The sequence below is a fragment of the Cupriavidus sp. FW305-3-2-15-C-LB2 genome (assembly GCF_058787575.1).
Genome location: NZ_JBYSZW010000034.1, coordinates 57,949 through 73,457, shown reverse-complemented (window position 1 = coordinate 73,457; position 15,509 = coordinate 57,949). Strand labels below are relative to the sequence as shown.

16 protein-coding genes are annotated in these 15,509 nt (G+C 67.9%); 5 read left to right on the top strand and 11 right to left on the bottom strand.

Annotated elements, in window-relative coordinates; genetic code table 11:
* Positions 1 to 127: 127 nt before the first annotated feature.
* Positions 128 to 592, bottom strand: coding sequence for a DUF2147 domain-containing protein (locus AC3WRR_RS22920; protein ID WP_010813175.1), 465 nt, complete (start codon positions 590 to 592; stop codon positions 128 to 130).
* Between the two features lie 1,527 nt (positions 593 to 2,119).
* On the opposite strand from AC3WRR_RS22920, the gene AC3WRR_RS22915 reads away from it, so the two are divergent.
* Positions 2,120 to 2,689: a histone H1-like DNA-binding protein gene (locus AC3WRR_RS22915; RefSeq protein WP_454749664.1), complete on the top strand. Its 570-nt coding sequence runs from the start codon at positions 2,120 to 2,122 to the stop codon at positions 2,687 to 2,689.
* 284 nt (positions 2,690 to 2,973) lie between these two features.
* Here the strand turns inward: AC3WRR_RS22915 and AC3WRR_RS22910 are convergent, their stop codons facing one another.
* The 10 genes from AC3WRR_RS22910 to AC3WRR_RS22865 all read right to left on the bottom strand — a co-directional run bounded on the left by AC3WRR_RS22910 (position 2,974) and on the right by AC3WRR_RS22865 (position 11,840).
* A complete protein-coding gene (locus tag AC3WRR_RS22910) occupies positions 2,974 to 3,441 on the bottom strand; it encodes an outer membrane lipoprotein (protein ID WP_010813178.1) in 468 nt (155 codons plus the stop codon).
* Positions 3,442 to 3,478: 37 nt separating this feature from the next.
* Positions 3,479 to 4,426 (bottom strand): carbohydrate kinase family protein, encoded by a 948-nt coding sequence (locus AC3WRR_RS22905; RefSeq protein ID WP_492298212.1) that lies wholly within the window; start codon positions 4,424 to 4,426, stop codon positions 3,479 to 3,481.
* A gap of 162 nt (positions 4,427 to 4,588) precedes the next feature.
* Positions 4,589 to 5,089 carry a thiol peroxidase gene (tpx, locus tag AC3WRR_RS22900; RefSeq protein ID WP_010813180.1) on the bottom strand — a complete coding sequence of 167 codons (501 nt, stop codon included), beginning with the start codon at positions 5,087 to 5,089 and terminating at the stop codon, positions 4,589 to 4,591.
* A 99-nt stretch (positions 5,090 to 5,188) separates the two neighbouring features.
* Positions 5,189 to 6,679, bottom strand: a complete 1,491-nt coding sequence (locus AC3WRR_RS22895; protein ID WP_492298210.1) for a DUF3426 domain-containing protein — start codon at positions 6,677 to 6,679, stop codon at positions 5,189 to 5,191.
* A gap of 9 nt (positions 6,680 to 6,688) precedes the next feature.
* Positions 6,689 to 7,591, bottom strand: coding sequence for a 50S ribosomal protein L11 methyltransferase (gene prmA / locus AC3WRR_RS22890; RefSeq protein ID WP_010813182.1), 903 nt, complete (start codon positions 7,589 to 7,591; stop codon positions 6,689 to 6,691).
* Between the two features lie 48 nt (positions 7,592 to 7,639).
* Positions 7,640 to 8,992 carry an acetyl-CoA carboxylase biotin carboxylase subunit gene (gene accC / locus AC3WRR_RS22885; RefSeq protein WP_010813183.1) on the bottom strand — a complete coding sequence of 451 codons (1,353 nt, stop codon included), beginning with the start codon at positions 8,990 to 8,992 and terminating at the stop codon, positions 7,640 to 7,642.
* Positions 8,993 to 9,238: 246 nt separating this feature from the next.
* Positions 9,239 to 9,706 (bottom strand): acetyl-CoA carboxylase biotin carboxyl carrier protein, encoded by a 468-nt coding sequence (accB, locus tag AC3WRR_RS22880; RefSeq protein WP_010813184.1) that lies wholly within the window; start codon positions 9,704 to 9,706, stop codon positions 9,239 to 9,241.
* 167 nt (positions 9,707 to 9,873) lie between these two features.
* Positions 9,874 to 10,371, bottom strand: coding sequence for a type II 3-dehydroquinate dehydratase (aroQ, locus tag AC3WRR_RS22875; RefSeq protein WP_011616025.1), 498 nt, complete (start codon positions 10,369 to 10,371; stop codon positions 9,874 to 9,876).
* A gap of 196 nt (positions 10,372 to 10,567) precedes the next feature.
* Positions 10,568 to 11,116: a TlpA family protein disulfide reductase gene (locus AC3WRR_RS22870; protein WP_010813186.1), complete on the bottom strand. Its 549-nt coding sequence runs from the start codon at positions 11,114 to 11,116 to the stop codon at positions 10,568 to 10,570.
* Between the two features lie 34 nt (positions 11,117 to 11,150).
* Positions 11,151 to 11,840, bottom strand: a complete 690-nt coding sequence (locus AC3WRR_RS22865; protein WP_011616023.1) for a hypothetical protein — start codon at positions 11,838 to 11,840, stop codon at positions 11,151 to 11,153.
* Between the two features lie 202 nt (positions 11,841 to 12,042).
* Between AC3WRR_RS22865 and mpl the strand changes: the two genes are divergently transcribed.
* The 4 genes from mpl to fabG are packed head-to-tail and all read left to right on the top strand — an operon-like array spanning position 12,043 to position 15,457.
* A complete protein-coding gene (gene mpl, locus AC3WRR_RS22860; protein WP_492298208.1) occupies positions 12,043 to 13,428 on the top strand; it encodes a UDP-N-acetylmuramate:L-alanyl-gamma-D-glutamyl-meso-diaminopimelate ligase in 1,386 nt (461 codons plus the stop codon).
* 18 nt (positions 13,429 to 13,446) lie between these two features.
* Complete coding sequence (locus AC3WRR_RS22855; RefSeq protein WP_011616022.1) at positions 13,447 to 14,061, top strand: YqiA/YcfP family alpha/beta fold hydrolase; 615 nt, start codon at positions 13,447 to 13,449, stop codon at positions 14,059 to 14,061.
* Positions 14,058 to 14,720 (top strand): chorismate--pyruvate lyase family protein, encoded by a 663-nt coding sequence (locus AC3WRR_RS22850; protein ID WP_010813190.1) that lies wholly within the window; start codon positions 14,058 to 14,060, stop codon positions 14,718 to 14,720. Before AC3WRR_RS22855 ends, AC3WRR_RS22850 begins: the two co-directional genes overlap by 4 nt.
* A complete protein-coding gene (fabG, locus tag AC3WRR_RS22845) occupies positions 14,717 to 15,457 on the top strand; it encodes a 3-oxoacyl-ACP reductase FabG (protein WP_010813191.1) in 741 nt (246 codons plus the stop codon). The genes AC3WRR_RS22850 and fabG overlap by 4 nt, the downstream gene beginning before the upstream one ends.
* Positions 15,458 to 15,509: the final 52 nt, after the last annotated feature.

Below are 15,509 nucleotides of genomic sequence, written 5' to 3'. Positions count from 1 at the left end.
CATCGTGGACAAAAAAACCGGGCGGTGATGAACCGCCCGGTATTTTTCGACTGCCGTTTCTCGTTCGGCGGGGACACGCAACGGCATGCCCCGGAGAAACCCTGAGTCCCGCGCCGTGCCGGCAGGGTCAGTGGTCGCGTTCCCAGGTCTGGGTGCGGCCGATCAGGCTGATGCCGATGAAGCCGCGCACGTTGAGCTTGTTGCCGTCCTCGGCCAGCGACATCTTGCTCTTGTAGACCTTGCCGTTCTCCGGATCGAGGATCTCGCCGCCGCTCCACTCGTTGTCGCCGGTCTTGCGCAGGCCGGAGAGGATGGTCATGCCGATGACGGGCTGGTCCTTGCGTGCGTCGGTGCACTTGTCGCACACGCGCGGCTTGCCGTCGCTCTCGACGAAGGTCTTGACCAGGCGTCCGCTGAAGACGCCGTTCTTCTCGGTGATCTCCACCAGCCCGCGCGGCTTGCCGGTGTTGTCGTCGATGGTCTTCCACATGCCGCTGGGCGTGGCCTGCGCCATCGCCGCGGCGCTGCCGAGCAGGGTTGCGGCGATCACGGCGGCGCGCAGGGTCGAAGCAAGGGGGGAATGGATGCGCATGATGTCTCCTTTGAGGTTCGTAGCCACGCCAATCTACTGGCGCCGGGGGCGCGCCGCAATCCGGCGCGGCGCGGCGCGCGCCTTTCCGCGGCCATTGCCTGCTACCCGGAAAGCCGCATGCAGCCGCCGTTTGCGGGTTATTGTGATGCAGCAAAAGGCGCCGGCGGGCGGGCGCTGAAGCAATCCTCTAAGCGGACGTACGACGCGCTGCCGGCAGGGCGAGGCGAGTGGCGCGCAGAGTCGCGAGGGGGATTGCGCGAACACGCGAGGCACGGCGCGCGCGATCCGGATCGCTCGGCAAGCGCGCGGATCGAACACGCATGCCGATGGCTTGATCGAAGCGTCTGCCGAAGTGTTGCCGCGATGCTTCGCGAGCGTCGCGGCTTGGCTCGATCGCAACGCTTTGATGACCTCGCGATGCCTTCGCGCTGTTGCGTCGATGCAAACCGTTGCGTGCACGCATCACTCTTGGATGGTGTGTGCGACGGTGTCGCGCGAAGCGCGAAGCGAGCATGGCCGAGGCCTGGTCGCATAACGGCGCGTGCGTGCGCTGCCGACTGTGTAAAGCATGCAGGGCGTGTGTCGCGCAGCGCGGCGCGCGCGCGATCAGGAACGTGTCCACGCCAGTCGAAGGCTGCCGCACGCGTATCGGTGCATCGCCCGCAAAGCCTTTGTCCATGCGGCTTTTCGGAAAACGCGATGACGCGCGCAGCGGCATTGCGCAGTCGTCAGGCGCGCGTTGCGATGCTGGTCGTCAGGGTTTGTCGCGGCGTGTAAAAGCTGCGATGCGCGGTGCGTGCGATGGGGTGTCGCGCTGCATGTGCGAGCGTGCGAAACGAGCGTCGGCACCAGCGTGCGAGCGACGCGTTGCGATGCTATCGGCAACGTCTTCGTGACCCTGCGCGTGAGAACTAGTTCGAGCGATACATGCAGGCAAGTTTTTTTGCACTTTTTTCTTAACATCATCGTGCAAACGAATTATGATTCGCCTTGACAAGAGTCTCACTTCATTGCAGAGAAGCAGGAAGCAAGATGGAACGACGAGCGCGATGCGCGCTTCGATGCAGTGACGAAGGTAGTAGCTGAGGAGCACGAGAACTTTGACGCAGACCAGGCCGGACCGGCTTCTTAAAACGCGTGCAGTCTCCCTTGGTCCATTAACGGGTTGGACCCGCTACCACCGAATGAATGCCGTCTGCCGTGCGCGAGGCCAAGCCCGCACCGCGGGCCAGCTGTCCGATATCTCCTCATTTCTGGCCGTGCGCCGGCTCAACGGGCGGTGCGGGCTGATCGAATATTCCAGGGCGCGGCACGTGCCCGAGACCCGCTTGCGGGCTCGCTCCGGCCGCCAAGTCACCGCCAGGGGCGGTGCGCCTGCAACCAAATTCATTAGCGTGCAGCAGTGGTCGGGCCGCACGCCGATGAATCGCTCGCTCGACTGGGGCCGCGCTGCTGTAGTGCGCCTCGGGTCGGTCGGGTCGCCAACTTAGGTCATTCGATATTCACTCTCTAGTGAAGGAGTTATCCATGGCAACTGCTGCAAAGAAAAAGCCGGCGGCTAAGAAGGCCGCCAAGCCGGCCGCCAAGAAGGCTGCTGTGAAGAAGGTAGCCGCCAAGAAGGCAGCACCGGCCGCCAAGAAGGCACCGGCCAAGAAGGCCGCTGTGAAGAAGGTCGCAGCCAAGAAGGCGCCGGCCAAGAAGGCCGCCGCCAAGAAGGCCCCGGCCAAGAAGGCCGCGGTGAAGAAGGTAGCCGCCAAGAAGGTCGCGACCAAGAAGGTTGCAGCCAAGAAGGCTCCGGCCAAGAAGGCCGCGGTGAAGAAGGTAGCCGCCAAGAAGGTCGTGGCCAAGAAGGCTGTCGCCAAGAAGGCTCCGGCCAAGAAGGCTGCAGTGAAGAAGGTTGCTGCCAAGAAGGCTGCGCCGGCCAAGAAGGCTGCCGCCAAGAAGCCGGCTGCCAAGAAGGCTGCTGCCAAGAAGCCGGCTGCCAAGAAGGCTGCCGCCAAGCCTGCCGCGGCCCCTGCCGTTGCTCCCGCTTCGGCTGCCAAGACCGCGCTGAACCCGGCTGCTGCCTGGCCGTTCCCGACGGGCAACCGTCCGTAAGCTGCTCCGCCACGGAGTGGACCTTACACGTTCCGCAAGGAACCGCACCGGCACGCAGCGCGTGCCCGCATGACCGGATACTGCGTATCCGGTCCGCAAGACACCAGGTCTTGCCGACCCGCCGATGGCATCCGCCCGGCGGGTTTTTTCATGGGCGCGCGCCCGCGCGCGGAGCGGTCCGCCGCAATGTTACGGAATTGCAAAGCCGAAAAAAAGCGCCGCGACCCTTGCAGGTGCGGCGCGTTCTGCTGCGCCCTGGCGCGGCCCTGCGGGGCCGCGAGGGCTCAGTGCGTGACCCGGGTCACGCCGCCCGAGGACAGCAGCCGTACGCGTTCGCCAGGGCGGAAGGCTTCGTCGGCCTCCTGCGTGATCGCGCGCATCTCGCCGTTGTCCAGGCGCACGGTGATTTCCAGCCCGCGGCGCTGGTTGATCTTGTTCTCGGCCGCGCTGCCGGCAATGCCGCCGAGCACCGCACCAAGGATCCCGGCCGCCACCGCGCCGTTGCCGCCGCCGATGGTGCTGCCTGCGGCAATGCCGCCGATGGCACCGCCCGCGAGCGTGCCGGCACCGCTCTGGCCACCCTGGATGGTGACCTCGCGGATGCCTTCGACCACGCCGTAGCGCACGGTCTGTTCACGCTGCGCCTGGCCCGTGCCATAGACGCTGTTGGAGTTGGATTGGGTAGCGCAGCCGGCAACCAGGGCGGTGACGGCAAGGACGGCAACGGCACCGCCACGTAGCTTGTTGTTCATGTCGTTTCCCGAGAAGAAGCCACGCGCTGGCCGCAGGTCAGGCGTAGCGGTACCCGAATGCAGACTGGAACCGGTTGCCGATTTCCTCGCGCGACAACCAGTGATTCTGCGGACCCTGTTGCGCGATCTTGACCGAACCCATCAGCGATGCCAGGCGGCCAGTCGTTTCCCAGTCTAATCCGTTTTCAATGCCGTAGAGCAGGCCGCCACGGAAGGCATCGCCACACCCGGTCGGGTCCACGATGCGCTCGGCCGCAACCGCCGGAATCGCGTACTGGCGACCCTCGGCAAAGATGCTGGCGCCGCGCTCGCCGTGCGTGACGATGAAGGCACGAACCTTGGCGGCAACCTCGGCGCTGGTCCAGGCGGTGCGGGACAGCAGGACCTGCGCCTCGTAGTCATTGACTGTCACGTAACTGGCGAGTTCAACGAACTCGCGCAGGTCTTCCCCGTTGAACAGGGGCATGGCCTGACCCAGATCAAAGATGAACGGCACGCCGGCCTCGGCGAACTGGCGCGCGTGGTGCAGCATGCCCTCGCGGCTGTCGGGCGCGACGATGCCCAGGCCCGGCGCGCTGGCGCCGCCCAGCGCATCCTTGACGTGGTTCAGCTGCGACTGGCTCATTGCGCCAGGGTGGAAGGCGGTGATCTGGTTGTTGTCCAGGTCAGTGGTGATCATGGCCTGCGCCGTGAAGGTCTCCGGCAGCACGCGGATGTGGCCGGTGGGGATCTCCAGCTTGCGCAGGTAGTCCAGATAGGGTTCGGCATCGGCGCCGACGGTGGCCATCACCACGGGATCGCCGCCCAGCATCTTCAGCGTGTAGGCGATGTTGCCGGCGCAGCCGCCGAACTCGCGGCGCATGCCGGGCACCAGGAACGAGACGTTCAGCATGTGGATCTGGTCCGGCAGGATGTGTTCACGGAAGCGTCCATCGAACGTCATGATGGTGTCGTAGGCGACGGAGCCGCAGATCAGGCTGGCCATGCTCTCTCCAGGTGTTGGGGTGATTGGTGGAATGGAGCCCTTGCGGGCAGTATCGGTCGGGCAGAAAACAAAAAGCGGCCGCCCCGGGATGCGGGCGGCCGCTGCCGCCCCGGCGCCCCCCTGCCGCCCGGGAACCCGCGGGTTCCCGGGCGTGCCGCTGATTTACTTCAGCGCGGCCAGGGCTGCGTCGTAGTCCGGCTCGGTCTTGATTTCCGGCACCAGCTGGCTGTACTTGACGGTGTCGTTCTCGTCGAGCACCACCACGGCACGTGCGGTCACGCCGGCCAGCGGGCCGGACTTGATGTCCACGCCGTAGTTGCCCTTGAACTCGGCGCCGCGCATGGTCGACAGCGGCACCACGTTGGCCAGGCCTTCAGCGGTGCAGAAGCGGCCCATGGCGAACGGCAGGTCGGCCGAGATCGTCAGCACCACGGTGTTGGCGAGGCCGCTGGCGGCTTCATTGAACTTGCGCGCGGAGGCCTGGCACACCGGGGTGTCCAGGCTCGGGACGATGTTCAGCACCTTGCGCTTGCCGGCGAAGTCAGCCAGCGTGACGTCCTTCAGGTCCTTGCCGACCAGCGAGAAGGCGGGGGCCTTGTCGCCGGCTTGCGGGAACTTGCCTGCGACTTCGATGGCGTTGCCGCCGAGGGTGACGTTGCTCATGTCTACTCCTTGTTGTCTGATGGATTTCCGGTTCGTGTCCGGAGCGGGGGGCGCGGCCTGCCGCCGGACTCGGATCCGGTCCGGCGGCGGGCCAGGGATTCAGGGGTAAAAAATCAGCACGCGATAGTTGGCCGGCGCCTGCTGCGTCCGGAATCGTACCCGAACCGGCAGCTCCATGCCCGCGCGAAGACCCTGCGCGGCAAAGGCCTTTTGCGACGGCTCCAGGTACTCCGCGGGTTGCAGCACGCGGCGCAGCAGCAGCTGGTCCTGCAGGTCGGTCATCACCAGCTCGATCGCGGGCAGGGCGGTGCTGGCGCGGCCCAGGTTGCGCAGCGTGACCGACAGCAGGTAGGTGTCGCCGTCTTCATCCTGGCGCTGCAGCTGCGAGGTCTCGATGCGCAGCGCATCGATGTCGCGCCATGGCGGCACGTCGCAGCCCAGCGGCGCGCAGGCGGCCTCGAGTGCCGGGCGCAGCATCGGGAACTGGCCGGCCAGCTGGCTGCGTGCCAGGTAGACCACTTGCACGGCAGCGGCGATGGCAAGCACCACGGCGGCCACGCGCCAGGCGGAGCGGGGCACCGTCACGGGCTTGCGGGGCTGCCGTTCGCGCTCGCGCTCGCGCTCACGCGCGTGGCGCAGGAAGTCGGGGGCGAAGACCGGGCCGGCCGGTGCTTCGGTGCGTGCCCAGCGGCGCGTGGTCTGCTCGCGCGCGACGGCGCCGCCGGTGACGCTGGACGGCTGTCCGGTGTCGGGGGCGTTGTCGTCGTCGCCAACGGTGGGTGAGGTGGGCGCGGCAGGCGAGGTGGCAAGGCGGGCCGATGCCTCATCCGGCCATGCGGTCGGCTCGGACCCGGCATCGGCAGACGCCGCGCGCAGGAACTCGCTTGCGCTGGGGATGTTGGCAGCGGGTGCCACTGGCACGGGCTTGGCGTCAGCATCAGCCGGTTGCGGTGCTGCCGGTGCCGCCGCAGCGGCCGGGGAGGGGGGCGGTGCGGCCGGGGTATCGAGCGCGCCGTGATCGAGTGCCGGCCAGGCGGACGCGGACGCCGCTTGTGCCGGCTGTGCCGGCGCATCCTCGGCGGGTTTCGGTGCCGTGACGGGGGCGGGCCCGGCCGCCTCCGGGCCGGCAGCCTGGCGTTCCGCCTCGCGCGCATCGCGATGGGCGACGGCTTCGTTGGCTTCGCGCAGCGCCTGCTCGATCTCTACGTCTTCCATGCCGGCGGGTGCCGGCATGGCCATGTCCTCCGGCGACGACATCAGCATCGTCGGCGCATCCAGCGCCGGCACGTCATAGCCGGGGTCGATGGTCGGGGTGAAGGCAGGCTGCGGCGCAGGCGCGGCTTTAGCCGATGCGGGCGCCGCCGAGGGGGCGGGAGGGGTGGCCGGCGAAGCAGCCGCCGATGGCGCCGATGACGCCGATGATGCAGCGCCGGCCGGCAGCGGAATCTCAATCAGGTGCTCGCGCGCGTCGAACACCGTTTCGCACTGGCCGCAGCGCACCAGGCCCTGGCGCAGGCGCAACTGGTCGGCGACCAGCCGGAAGGCGGTACGGCAGGCCGGGCAGCGCGTGACTAGCTTGACGGCGGCCATCGGTGTGAATCAGGGTTGGGCGCCGCGGGTGCCATGCAGGCACACCCAGCCTTCCTCGCTGCGCCACACCGTCAGCGGCAGCCAGGGCGCGTAGGCCGCGGCGACTTCATCCGCCTGGCGTTCCAGCACGCCGGACAGCACCAGCCGTCCGCCGGCGCGCACGCGCGCGCTCAGCATGGCGGCCATCAGCTTGAGCGGATTGGACAGGATGTTGGCGACCACCAGGTCGTAGCTGGCCTCGGACACCGATTCGGGCAGCGCGAACGAGGCTTCCACGCGGTTGCGCTCGGCGTTGTAGCGCGACGCTTCCACCGCGTTGGGATCGATGTCGATGCCGACGGTATCGCCGGCGCCCAGCTTGCGTGCCACGATGGCCAGGATGCCGGAGCCGCAGCCGTAGTCGAGCACGGTTTCGCCCGGCTTCAGGTTCTGCTCCAGCCACTGCATGCACAGCCGCGTGGTGGGATGGCTGCCGGTGCCAAAGGCCAGGCCGGGGTCCAGTTCCAGCACCACGGCATCGGGCTCGGGTGCATCGTGCCACGACGGCACCACCCAGATGCGCTCGCCGATGCGGATCGGCTCGAACTGGGATTGCGTCAGCCGCACCCAGTCCTGGTCCTCGACCGCGCGCAGCTGGTAGGCCGGCACCGGGTCGATGCCGAGCTGGTTGGCGGCTGCCGCCACCACCACGGCCGGATCGGCATCGTCGCCGAACAGCGCCACCACGCGCGAGCGGTTCCACGCGAGTTGCTTCGGTTCCAGCCCGGGCTCGCCAAAGAGCGGCTGCTCGTCGGGCGTGTCGGCATCGGCGTCTTCCACCGAGACCGACAGCGCGCCGAGGTCGAACAGGGCATCAGACCAGGCTTCGGCCTGGTCCTGCGCCACTTCGATCACACATTCCTGAAATGCCACGGGCTTCCTTGCTTGCTGCTTGTGTATTGCGGATAACGTTGCGTTGCGTCAGGCCTTCGCGCGCTCCGCCAGGCGATGCTCGAGATAGTGGATGCTGGTGCCGCCTTCAACGAAGTTGGCGTCCATCATCAGCTCGCGGTGCAGCGGCACGTTGGTCTGGATCCCGTCCACCACCATTTCCGACAGCGCGATGCGCATGCGGGCAATGGCCTGCTCGCGCGTGGCGCCGTAAGTGATGATCTTGCCGATCATCGAATCGTAGTTGGGCGGGACGAAGTAACCATCATACGCGTGCGAGTCGACCCGCACACCCGGGCCGCCGGGCATGTGCCAGGCGGTGATGCGGCCCGGCGACGGCGTGAACTTGAACGGATCCTCGGCGTTCACGCGGCATTCGATCGCGTGGCCACGGAACTGCACGTCCTTCTGGCGCAAGCGCAGCTTCTCGCCGAAGGCGATGCGGATCTGCTCCTGGACGATGTCGATGCCGGTGATCATCTCGGTGACCGGGTGCTCGACCTGCACGCGCGTGTTCATCTCGATGAAGTAGAACTCGTTGTTCTCGTACAGGAACTCGAACGTGCCGGCGCCGCGGTAGCCCATCTTCTTGCAGGCCTCGGCGCAGCGGTCGCCGATGCGCTCGATCAGGCGGCGCGGAATGTGCGGTGCGGGAGCTTCCTCGATCACCTTCTGGTGGCGGCGCTGCATCGAGCAGTCGCGCTCGCCCAGCCAGATCGCCTGGCGGTGCTGGTCGGCGAGGATCTGGATTTCCACATGGCGCGGGTTCTCAAGGAACTTCTCCATGTAGACCTCGGGATTGCCGAAGGCGCGGCCGGCTTCTTCACGCGTCATGTTGACGGCGTTGATCAGCGCGGCTTCCGTGTGCACCACGCGCATGCCGCGGCCACCGCCGCCGCCGGCGGCCTTGATGATCACCGGGTAGCCCACGCGGCGCGCGGTGGCCAGGATTTCCTTGGGGTCGTCGGGCAGGGCGCCGTCCGAGCCGGGCACGCACGGCACGCCGGCCTTGATCATGGCTTGCTTGGCCGACACCTTGTCGCCCATCAGGCGGATGCTGTCGGCGGTCGGGCCGATAAAGACAAAGCCGGATTTCTCCACGCGCTCGGCAAAATCGGCGTTCTCGGACAGGAAGCCGTAGCCGGGGTGGATGGCCTGCGCGTCGGTCACTTCGGCGGCCGAGATGATGGCCGGCATGTTCAGGTACGACAGCGGCGACGGGGCCGGGCCGATGCAGACGGCTTCGTCTGCCAGGCGTACATACTTGGCCTCTTTGTCAGCCTCGGAGTACACCACGACCGTCTTGATGCCCAGTTCGCGGCAGGCGCGCTGGATGCGAAGAGCGATTTCGCCGCGGTTCGCGATCAGAATTTTTTCAAACATGGTCTCTCTCTGCGAGAACAGTAGCGGTCCCGCTGCGCGCCGCAATGGCACGCCGGGCGCGCGGCCCGGGGGCTGTCGCCGCCGCGGCCGCCATACTGCGCGGAACTGCATGGAACTGCACGGAACGGGCCGCGAAGCCCACAACGTCCCTGGCGCCAAACAACGCCATGGCATGCCGCGCGGGCGCTGCTGCGGGGGCCACTTGCGTGGCCGGTGGCAGCGTGCGGCGTGGCATGCCGGTCAGGATCAGCCGATCACGAACAGCGGCTGGCCGTATTCGACGGCCTGGCCGTTCTCGACCAGGATTTCCTTGATGACGCCGGCCTTGTCGCACTCGATTTCGTTGAGCAGCTTCATGGCTTCGATGATGCAGACGGTCTGGCCTTCCTTGACCGAGTCGCCGACGTTGACGAACGGCGCGGCACCCGGCGACGGCGCGCGGTAGAACGTGCCCACCATCGGCGAGGTCACCACGTGGCCGGCGGGCAGCTGGGCGGCGGCGGGCTCTGCAGCCGGAGCCACGGCACCGGCGGCCGGTGCGGCGGCCGCGGCGGGCGGCAGCGCCTGCATCTGCGGCATGGCCATCGGCGCGGCGACGATTTGCGGCGGTTGCTTGACGATGCGTACCTTGCCGTCGCCTTCGGTGACTTCCAGCTCGGAGATGCCGGATTCGGCCACCAGGTCGATAAGCGTCTTCAGCTTGCGCAGGTCCATCTTTTTATCCTCCTGAATCGGGTTATCCGGCCGCGCTGCCCGGGACGGGCCGCGGCGGAAGAATCGTGTTGCCGGCCACCGGAAATCCGCGCCCGCCGTGCCGAGGCACGCCAACGGGCGCAGGCCGCCGGGCGGCGCGCGCAGGTTGTTGAAAAAATCTTGGGAGTTCAGCTCCCCGAACTCTCGGGTGGCGGCTGCTCCTGGCCCAGCACATAGTCCAGCGCCAGCAGGTAACCCTGCCAGCCAAGCCCGCAGATCACTCCGACCGCCACGTCGGAGAAATAGGAGTGGTGGCGAAAGCTTTCGCGCCGGTGCACGTTGGACAGGTGCACCTCGACGAACGGGATCGCCACGCCGGCCAGGGCATCGCGCAGTGCCACGCTGGTATGCGTGTAGGCAGCCGGGTTGATGATGATGAACTCGACCCCTTCCGCGCGTGCGGCGTGGATGCGGTCGACCAGTGCCCCCTCATGGTTGGACTGGAACGTATCCAGCGAAACGCCGGCTTTTGCCGCGCGTTCGGCCAGGGCCGCGTCGATGTCGGCAAGCGTCGTGTGCCCGTAGGTTTCCGGCTCGCGCGTGCCCAGCAGGTTCAGGTTCGGCCCATGCAGGACCAGCACCTTGCGGTAGCGGGCTGAGCGACGGATAGAGCGGGTTGCAGTCACGGCGGCTCGACCAGATCAACGAAATTGCGCGGAGATTACCGTAGCTTAGAGGGATTTGTCTAGCGCGCGATACAAGGCTTGGCGACCTTGCGCGGCGCTTTGGCGGCCCTTTAAGCACTTTCCGGCAGTTTTGGCGCCCCGGCGAAACAAATCGCTGAAGAAAAACGAAATTCAGCGAATTTGGCGGAAGAATAGCTCAGGCTCGTGGCAGCACGGCCCGCAGTTCCTCGGCCGTCACCCGTCCCATCTTGCGGTACTTGACCGATCCGTCCGGGTTGATCACCACCGTGTAGGGCAGGCCGCCGGCGCTGTTGCCGAAGTTGCGCGACAGCTCGGTGCCGGCAAAACCGGCCACGGCGAGCGGGTAGGCCACCGGGACCTTGGTGGTGAACTGCTGGATATTGGCGGCTGAATCGATGCCGATGCCGACAAACTCCACCTGGCGGTCCTTGTATTCCTCATGCAGCGCGGTCAGCTCCGGCATTTCCTCGACACACGGCCCGCACCAGGGCGCCCAGAAGTTGATCACCACGGTCTTGCCGCGCAGCTTGCCCAGGTCCAGGTCGGCGCCGGCGGCGTCGGGCAGGCGTGTCTGGAAGAAGGTTTCCACCGCCTGGTCGCTGGCGGGCTTGGGCGAGAACACGAAATGGCCGGCCAGTGCGCCAGCGGCGCAGGCAACCACGGCCACGGCGATCCACAGCCAGAGGCGGGAGCGGCGGGCGGGCGAGGAAACGGTTTCAGTCATGGGATGGCTTGGACCAGTGAAGTGGGGCGGGCCGTCAGGCCGGGTCGGCATCGCCGGGCGCGTCCACCAGCGCCCGTACCGCCTGCAGGTCGGCGCGGGCCGGGCGCCCCGAGGCGTCGGCACGCACGGCGCCGCGTTCGTCGACGGCATCATACAGTGCAATATGAATGCCGACTGGGGCACCCAGTTCCGCGCGCACCTCGCCGGCGAGGAGCCGCGCCTCGCGGCGGTCGGGCCACTGGCCCTTCCACAGGAAGCTGAGGGTCTCGACCTCGCCGCGGCCGCCGAAATGCCGGCTCTCGCTGGTCTCGAAGTCCACGCCGGCGTTGATCAGGTACAGTGCCGCGTCCTTGGCGCTGTCGCAGAAGCACTGCAGATAGATATCGGAGTGCTCGGTGGCGGTGCCGTTGAGCACGGCGCCGACCAGGTAAGGCCGGAACGGCGCCAGGTCTTCCATGGCCAGCACCGCCAGCCGGCGCAGCAGTGCCAGCACGCGGGGCTGGCTGTCGGCGTGGAACAGCGCCTGGTAGGCGCGCACTTCGGCTTCGACCTGTTCGTTGTCGGGCAGCCATTCGCCGGGCACGCGCTGCTCGCCCAGCACCTGGCGGGTGGCCTTGCGCTTGGCGGTGGCGTAGTCGGCACCGTCCTCGGCGATCATCCGGGCGGCAGCCTGGGCGATTTCCTCGCGCAGGCGGGTGGGGTCGGGGGTGGTGCGTCGGGTCATGCCCCATGATACCGGACGCTCCCGCGCAACCGGTGCGCGCGCTGCCGCAGTGCAGCGAAGGCCGCGGGCGCTCGGGTACAATCGGAGGCTTCCTGCCCGGCCACCGCACCGCAAGACACGGCCTGAAACAGCCGCCGTGCCGCCGCGCCACGCCGGGTGCCGAATCCCCACGCCTGCGGGCTTCAAGTCTTTCCGGGAACCCATGCATATTCATATCCTTGGCATCTGCGGCACCTTCATGGGCGGCCTGGCGGTGCTGGCCAAAGAGGCCGGCCACCGCGTCACCGGCTGCGATGCCAATGTCTACCCGCCGATGAGCACCCAGCTCGAGGCCCAGGGGATCGAGCTGATCGAAGGCTTCGACCCCGCGCAACTGTCGCTGGAGCCGGACCTGTTCGTGATCGGCAACGTGGTCTCGCGCGGCAATCCGCTGATGGAGGCCATCCTCGACCGCAACCTGCCCTATGTGTCGGGTCCGCAATGGCTGGGCGAGCACGTGCTGGCGCGCAAGTGGGTGCTGGCGGTGGCCGGCACGCATGGCAAGACCACCACCACGTCGATGCTGGCCTGGATCCTGGAGGATGCCGGCTACAACCCCGGCTTCCTGGTGGGCGGGGTGCCGCAGAACTTCGGCATCTCGGCGCGCGTGACCGAATCGGACTTTTTCGTGATCGAGGCCGACGAGTACGACACCGCCTTCTTCGACAAGCGCAGCAAGTTTGTCCACTACCGCCCGCGCACCGCGATCCTGAACAACCTGGAATACGATCACGCCGACATCTTCCCGGATCTGGCGGCGATCGAGACCCAGCTCCACCACCTGGTGCGCACCGTGCCCGGCCAGGGCCGGATCGTCGTCAACGGCGTGGAGGAAAGCCTGGCACGCGTGCTGGAGCGCGGCTGCTGGAGCGAAGTCGAGCAGTTTGGCGTGGGCGACTGGCGCGAGAGCGATGCCGCCGCCACTGCGGCGCCCGGCAAGGATGCTTTCGACGTCTGGTTTGGCGACGCCGTTCAGGGCACCGTGGTGTGGGACCTGCAGGGCACCCACAACCGCATGAATGCGCTGGCCGCGATCGCCGCCGCGCGCCATGTGGGCGTGCCGGCCGCGCAGGCGATCGAATCGCTGTCCCGCTTTGCCAACGTCAAGCGCCGCATGGAAGTGCGCGGCGTGGCGGGCGGCGTGACCGTCTATGACGATTTCGCCCACCATCCGACCGCGATCCAGACCACGCTGGACGGGCTGCGCCGCCGCGTCGGCGATGCCCGCATCCTGGCGGTGCTGGAGCCGCGCTCCAACACCATGAAGCTGGGCGTGATGAAGGCGCAACTGCCGGCCAGCCTGGAGCAGGCCGACCTGGTGTTCGGCTACGGCGCCCCGGCCGGCAAGGACGCGCTGGGCTGGGACCTGGCCGGATCGCTGGCGCCGCTGGGCGACAAGGCCGCCGCCTTCCAGGACCTGGGCACGCTGGTGCAGGCCGTGCGTGCCGCGGCGCAGCCGGGCGACCACGTGCTGGTGATGAGCAACGGCGGCTTCGGCGGCGTGCACCAGAAGCTGCTGGACGCCCTGGGCCAGGGCGCCGCAAGCTGACCGGCGGGAAGGACCACCATGCTGCTGTACCTGCACGGATTCCGCTCCTCGCCCCAGTCGTTCAAGGCCCGGCTGGTGCAGGAGCGCATGCGCGAGTGGGGCGTGGGCCGCTACTACGCCTGCCCCACGCTCAATGTCTCGCCCGAAATGGCCATTGCCCAGGCGCAGGCTGCGATCCGCGCCGCGCAGGCCGGCGGCGACCAGGAGATCGCCATCGTCGGCTCGTCGCTGGGTGGCTTCTATGCCCGCTGGCTGGGCGAGCGCCATGGCTGCAGGACCGTGCTGCTCAATCCGGCCATCCATCCCTGGACCGACCTGGAAGCGTACCTGGGCGAGCAGCCGCTGTGGCACGGCGGCGGCTCGGTCACGGTCGAGCGCCGCCATCTGCAGGAATTGCTGGACCTGCGCGTGGACACCATTACCGATCCCGGACGCTATTACCTGCTCGCCGCCACCGGGGACGAAGTGCTGGACTACCGTGAGATGGTCGCGGCCTGCCCGGGCGCAAACATCCGCGTGATCGAGGGCAGCGACCACGGCATCAGCGAATTTGCCGACTACGTCGACGATGTGCTCGCCTTCTGCGGCTATGGCCCCGGCGGCAAGGTGCCGGCGGGCACAGGCCCGGCATGAGCGCGCAGTCCGCGCGCCGCTGCAGCTGGAGCCCGCACCTGGCCTTTGATGCAGCCATCACGCCCAACCTGCGGCGCTGGGTGACCGGTGACGACGGCTCGCTGACCGCGCGCCTGGTGGCAGCATCGGAGCGCTTTCGCGTGGCGCGCCTGCTGCAGCGCCCGCAGCGCCCGCTCGCCGATGAATGGCAGGTGCTGGGCCAGCACGACCGCACCCCCGCGCTGACGCGCGAGGTGCTGCTGATCTGCGACGATATTCCCGCCATATTTGCCCATACTGTGGTGCGCCAGCGCCATGCGCGCCGCGACTGGCCGTTCCTGCGCGGGCTGGGCGAGCGCCCGCTGGGCGGCCGGCTGTTTGTCGACCCGGCGGTGGCGCGCGAGCCGTTCCAGTTTGCGCGGCTGCTGCCGCACCATCCGCTGCGCCAGGCCTTGCAGCGTGTGCTGCCGGCCATGGCGCCACTGCCCATGCTGCCGGCGCGGCGCTCGGTGTTCCGGCGCGGCGACGGCGTCATGCTCGTGACAGAAGTGTTCCTGCCGGACCTGCTGTCGCGGCCATCCCCGGGGACCGAGGCGATTCCGCATCCCAGGTATTTGCGGACTACAGACCGAAGCCCCTCTACACACACTACCGAAACCAAGAAAGAGACCACGAGATGAAACTGCAGGGTCGGGTTGCCATCATCACCGGTGCCGCCGCCGGCATCGGGTTTGCCACCGCGCAGCGCTTTGCCGCCGACGGCGCCATTGTCGTCCTGTGCGACGTGCAGGAAGCGCGCGTGCGCGAGGCCGCCGACAAGCTGGCCGCCACCGGCGCCACCGTGTCGGCCTACCGCGTCGACGTGACCCGGCGCGACGAAGTCGATGCCATGGTGGCCGCCGTGCTGGCCGCGCACGAACGCGTCGACATCCTCGTCAATAACGCCGGCATCACCAAGGATGCACGCCTGGGCAAGATGACCGAGGCCCAGTTCGATGCCGTCATCGACGTCAACCTGAAGGGCGTGTTCAACTGCGCGCAGGCCGTGGCCGGCCTGATGAGCGAGCAGGGCAAGGGCGTGATCCTGAACGCTTCCAGCGTGGTCGGCCTGTACGGCAACTTCGGCCAGACCAACTACGCCGCCAGCAAGTTCGGCGTGATCGGCTTTACCAAGACCTGGGCGCGCGAGCTGGGCCCCAAGGGCGTGCGCGTGAACGCGGTGTGCCCGGGCTTCGTCAATACCGAGATCCTGCAGACCGTGCCGGAAAAGGTGCTGGACGGCATGAAATCGTCGTGCTGGCTGCGCCGCCTGGCCGAGCCGGCCGAGATCGCCAGCATCTACGCCTTCCTGGCCAGCGACGACGCCAGCTACGTCAACGGCGTGGCGATCGAGGCCAGCGGCGGCATGTCGCTCTGAACTGCGTGGGTGCACGCACCCCGCCGGGGCGCCGGCCCCCGCAGGCGCCGGA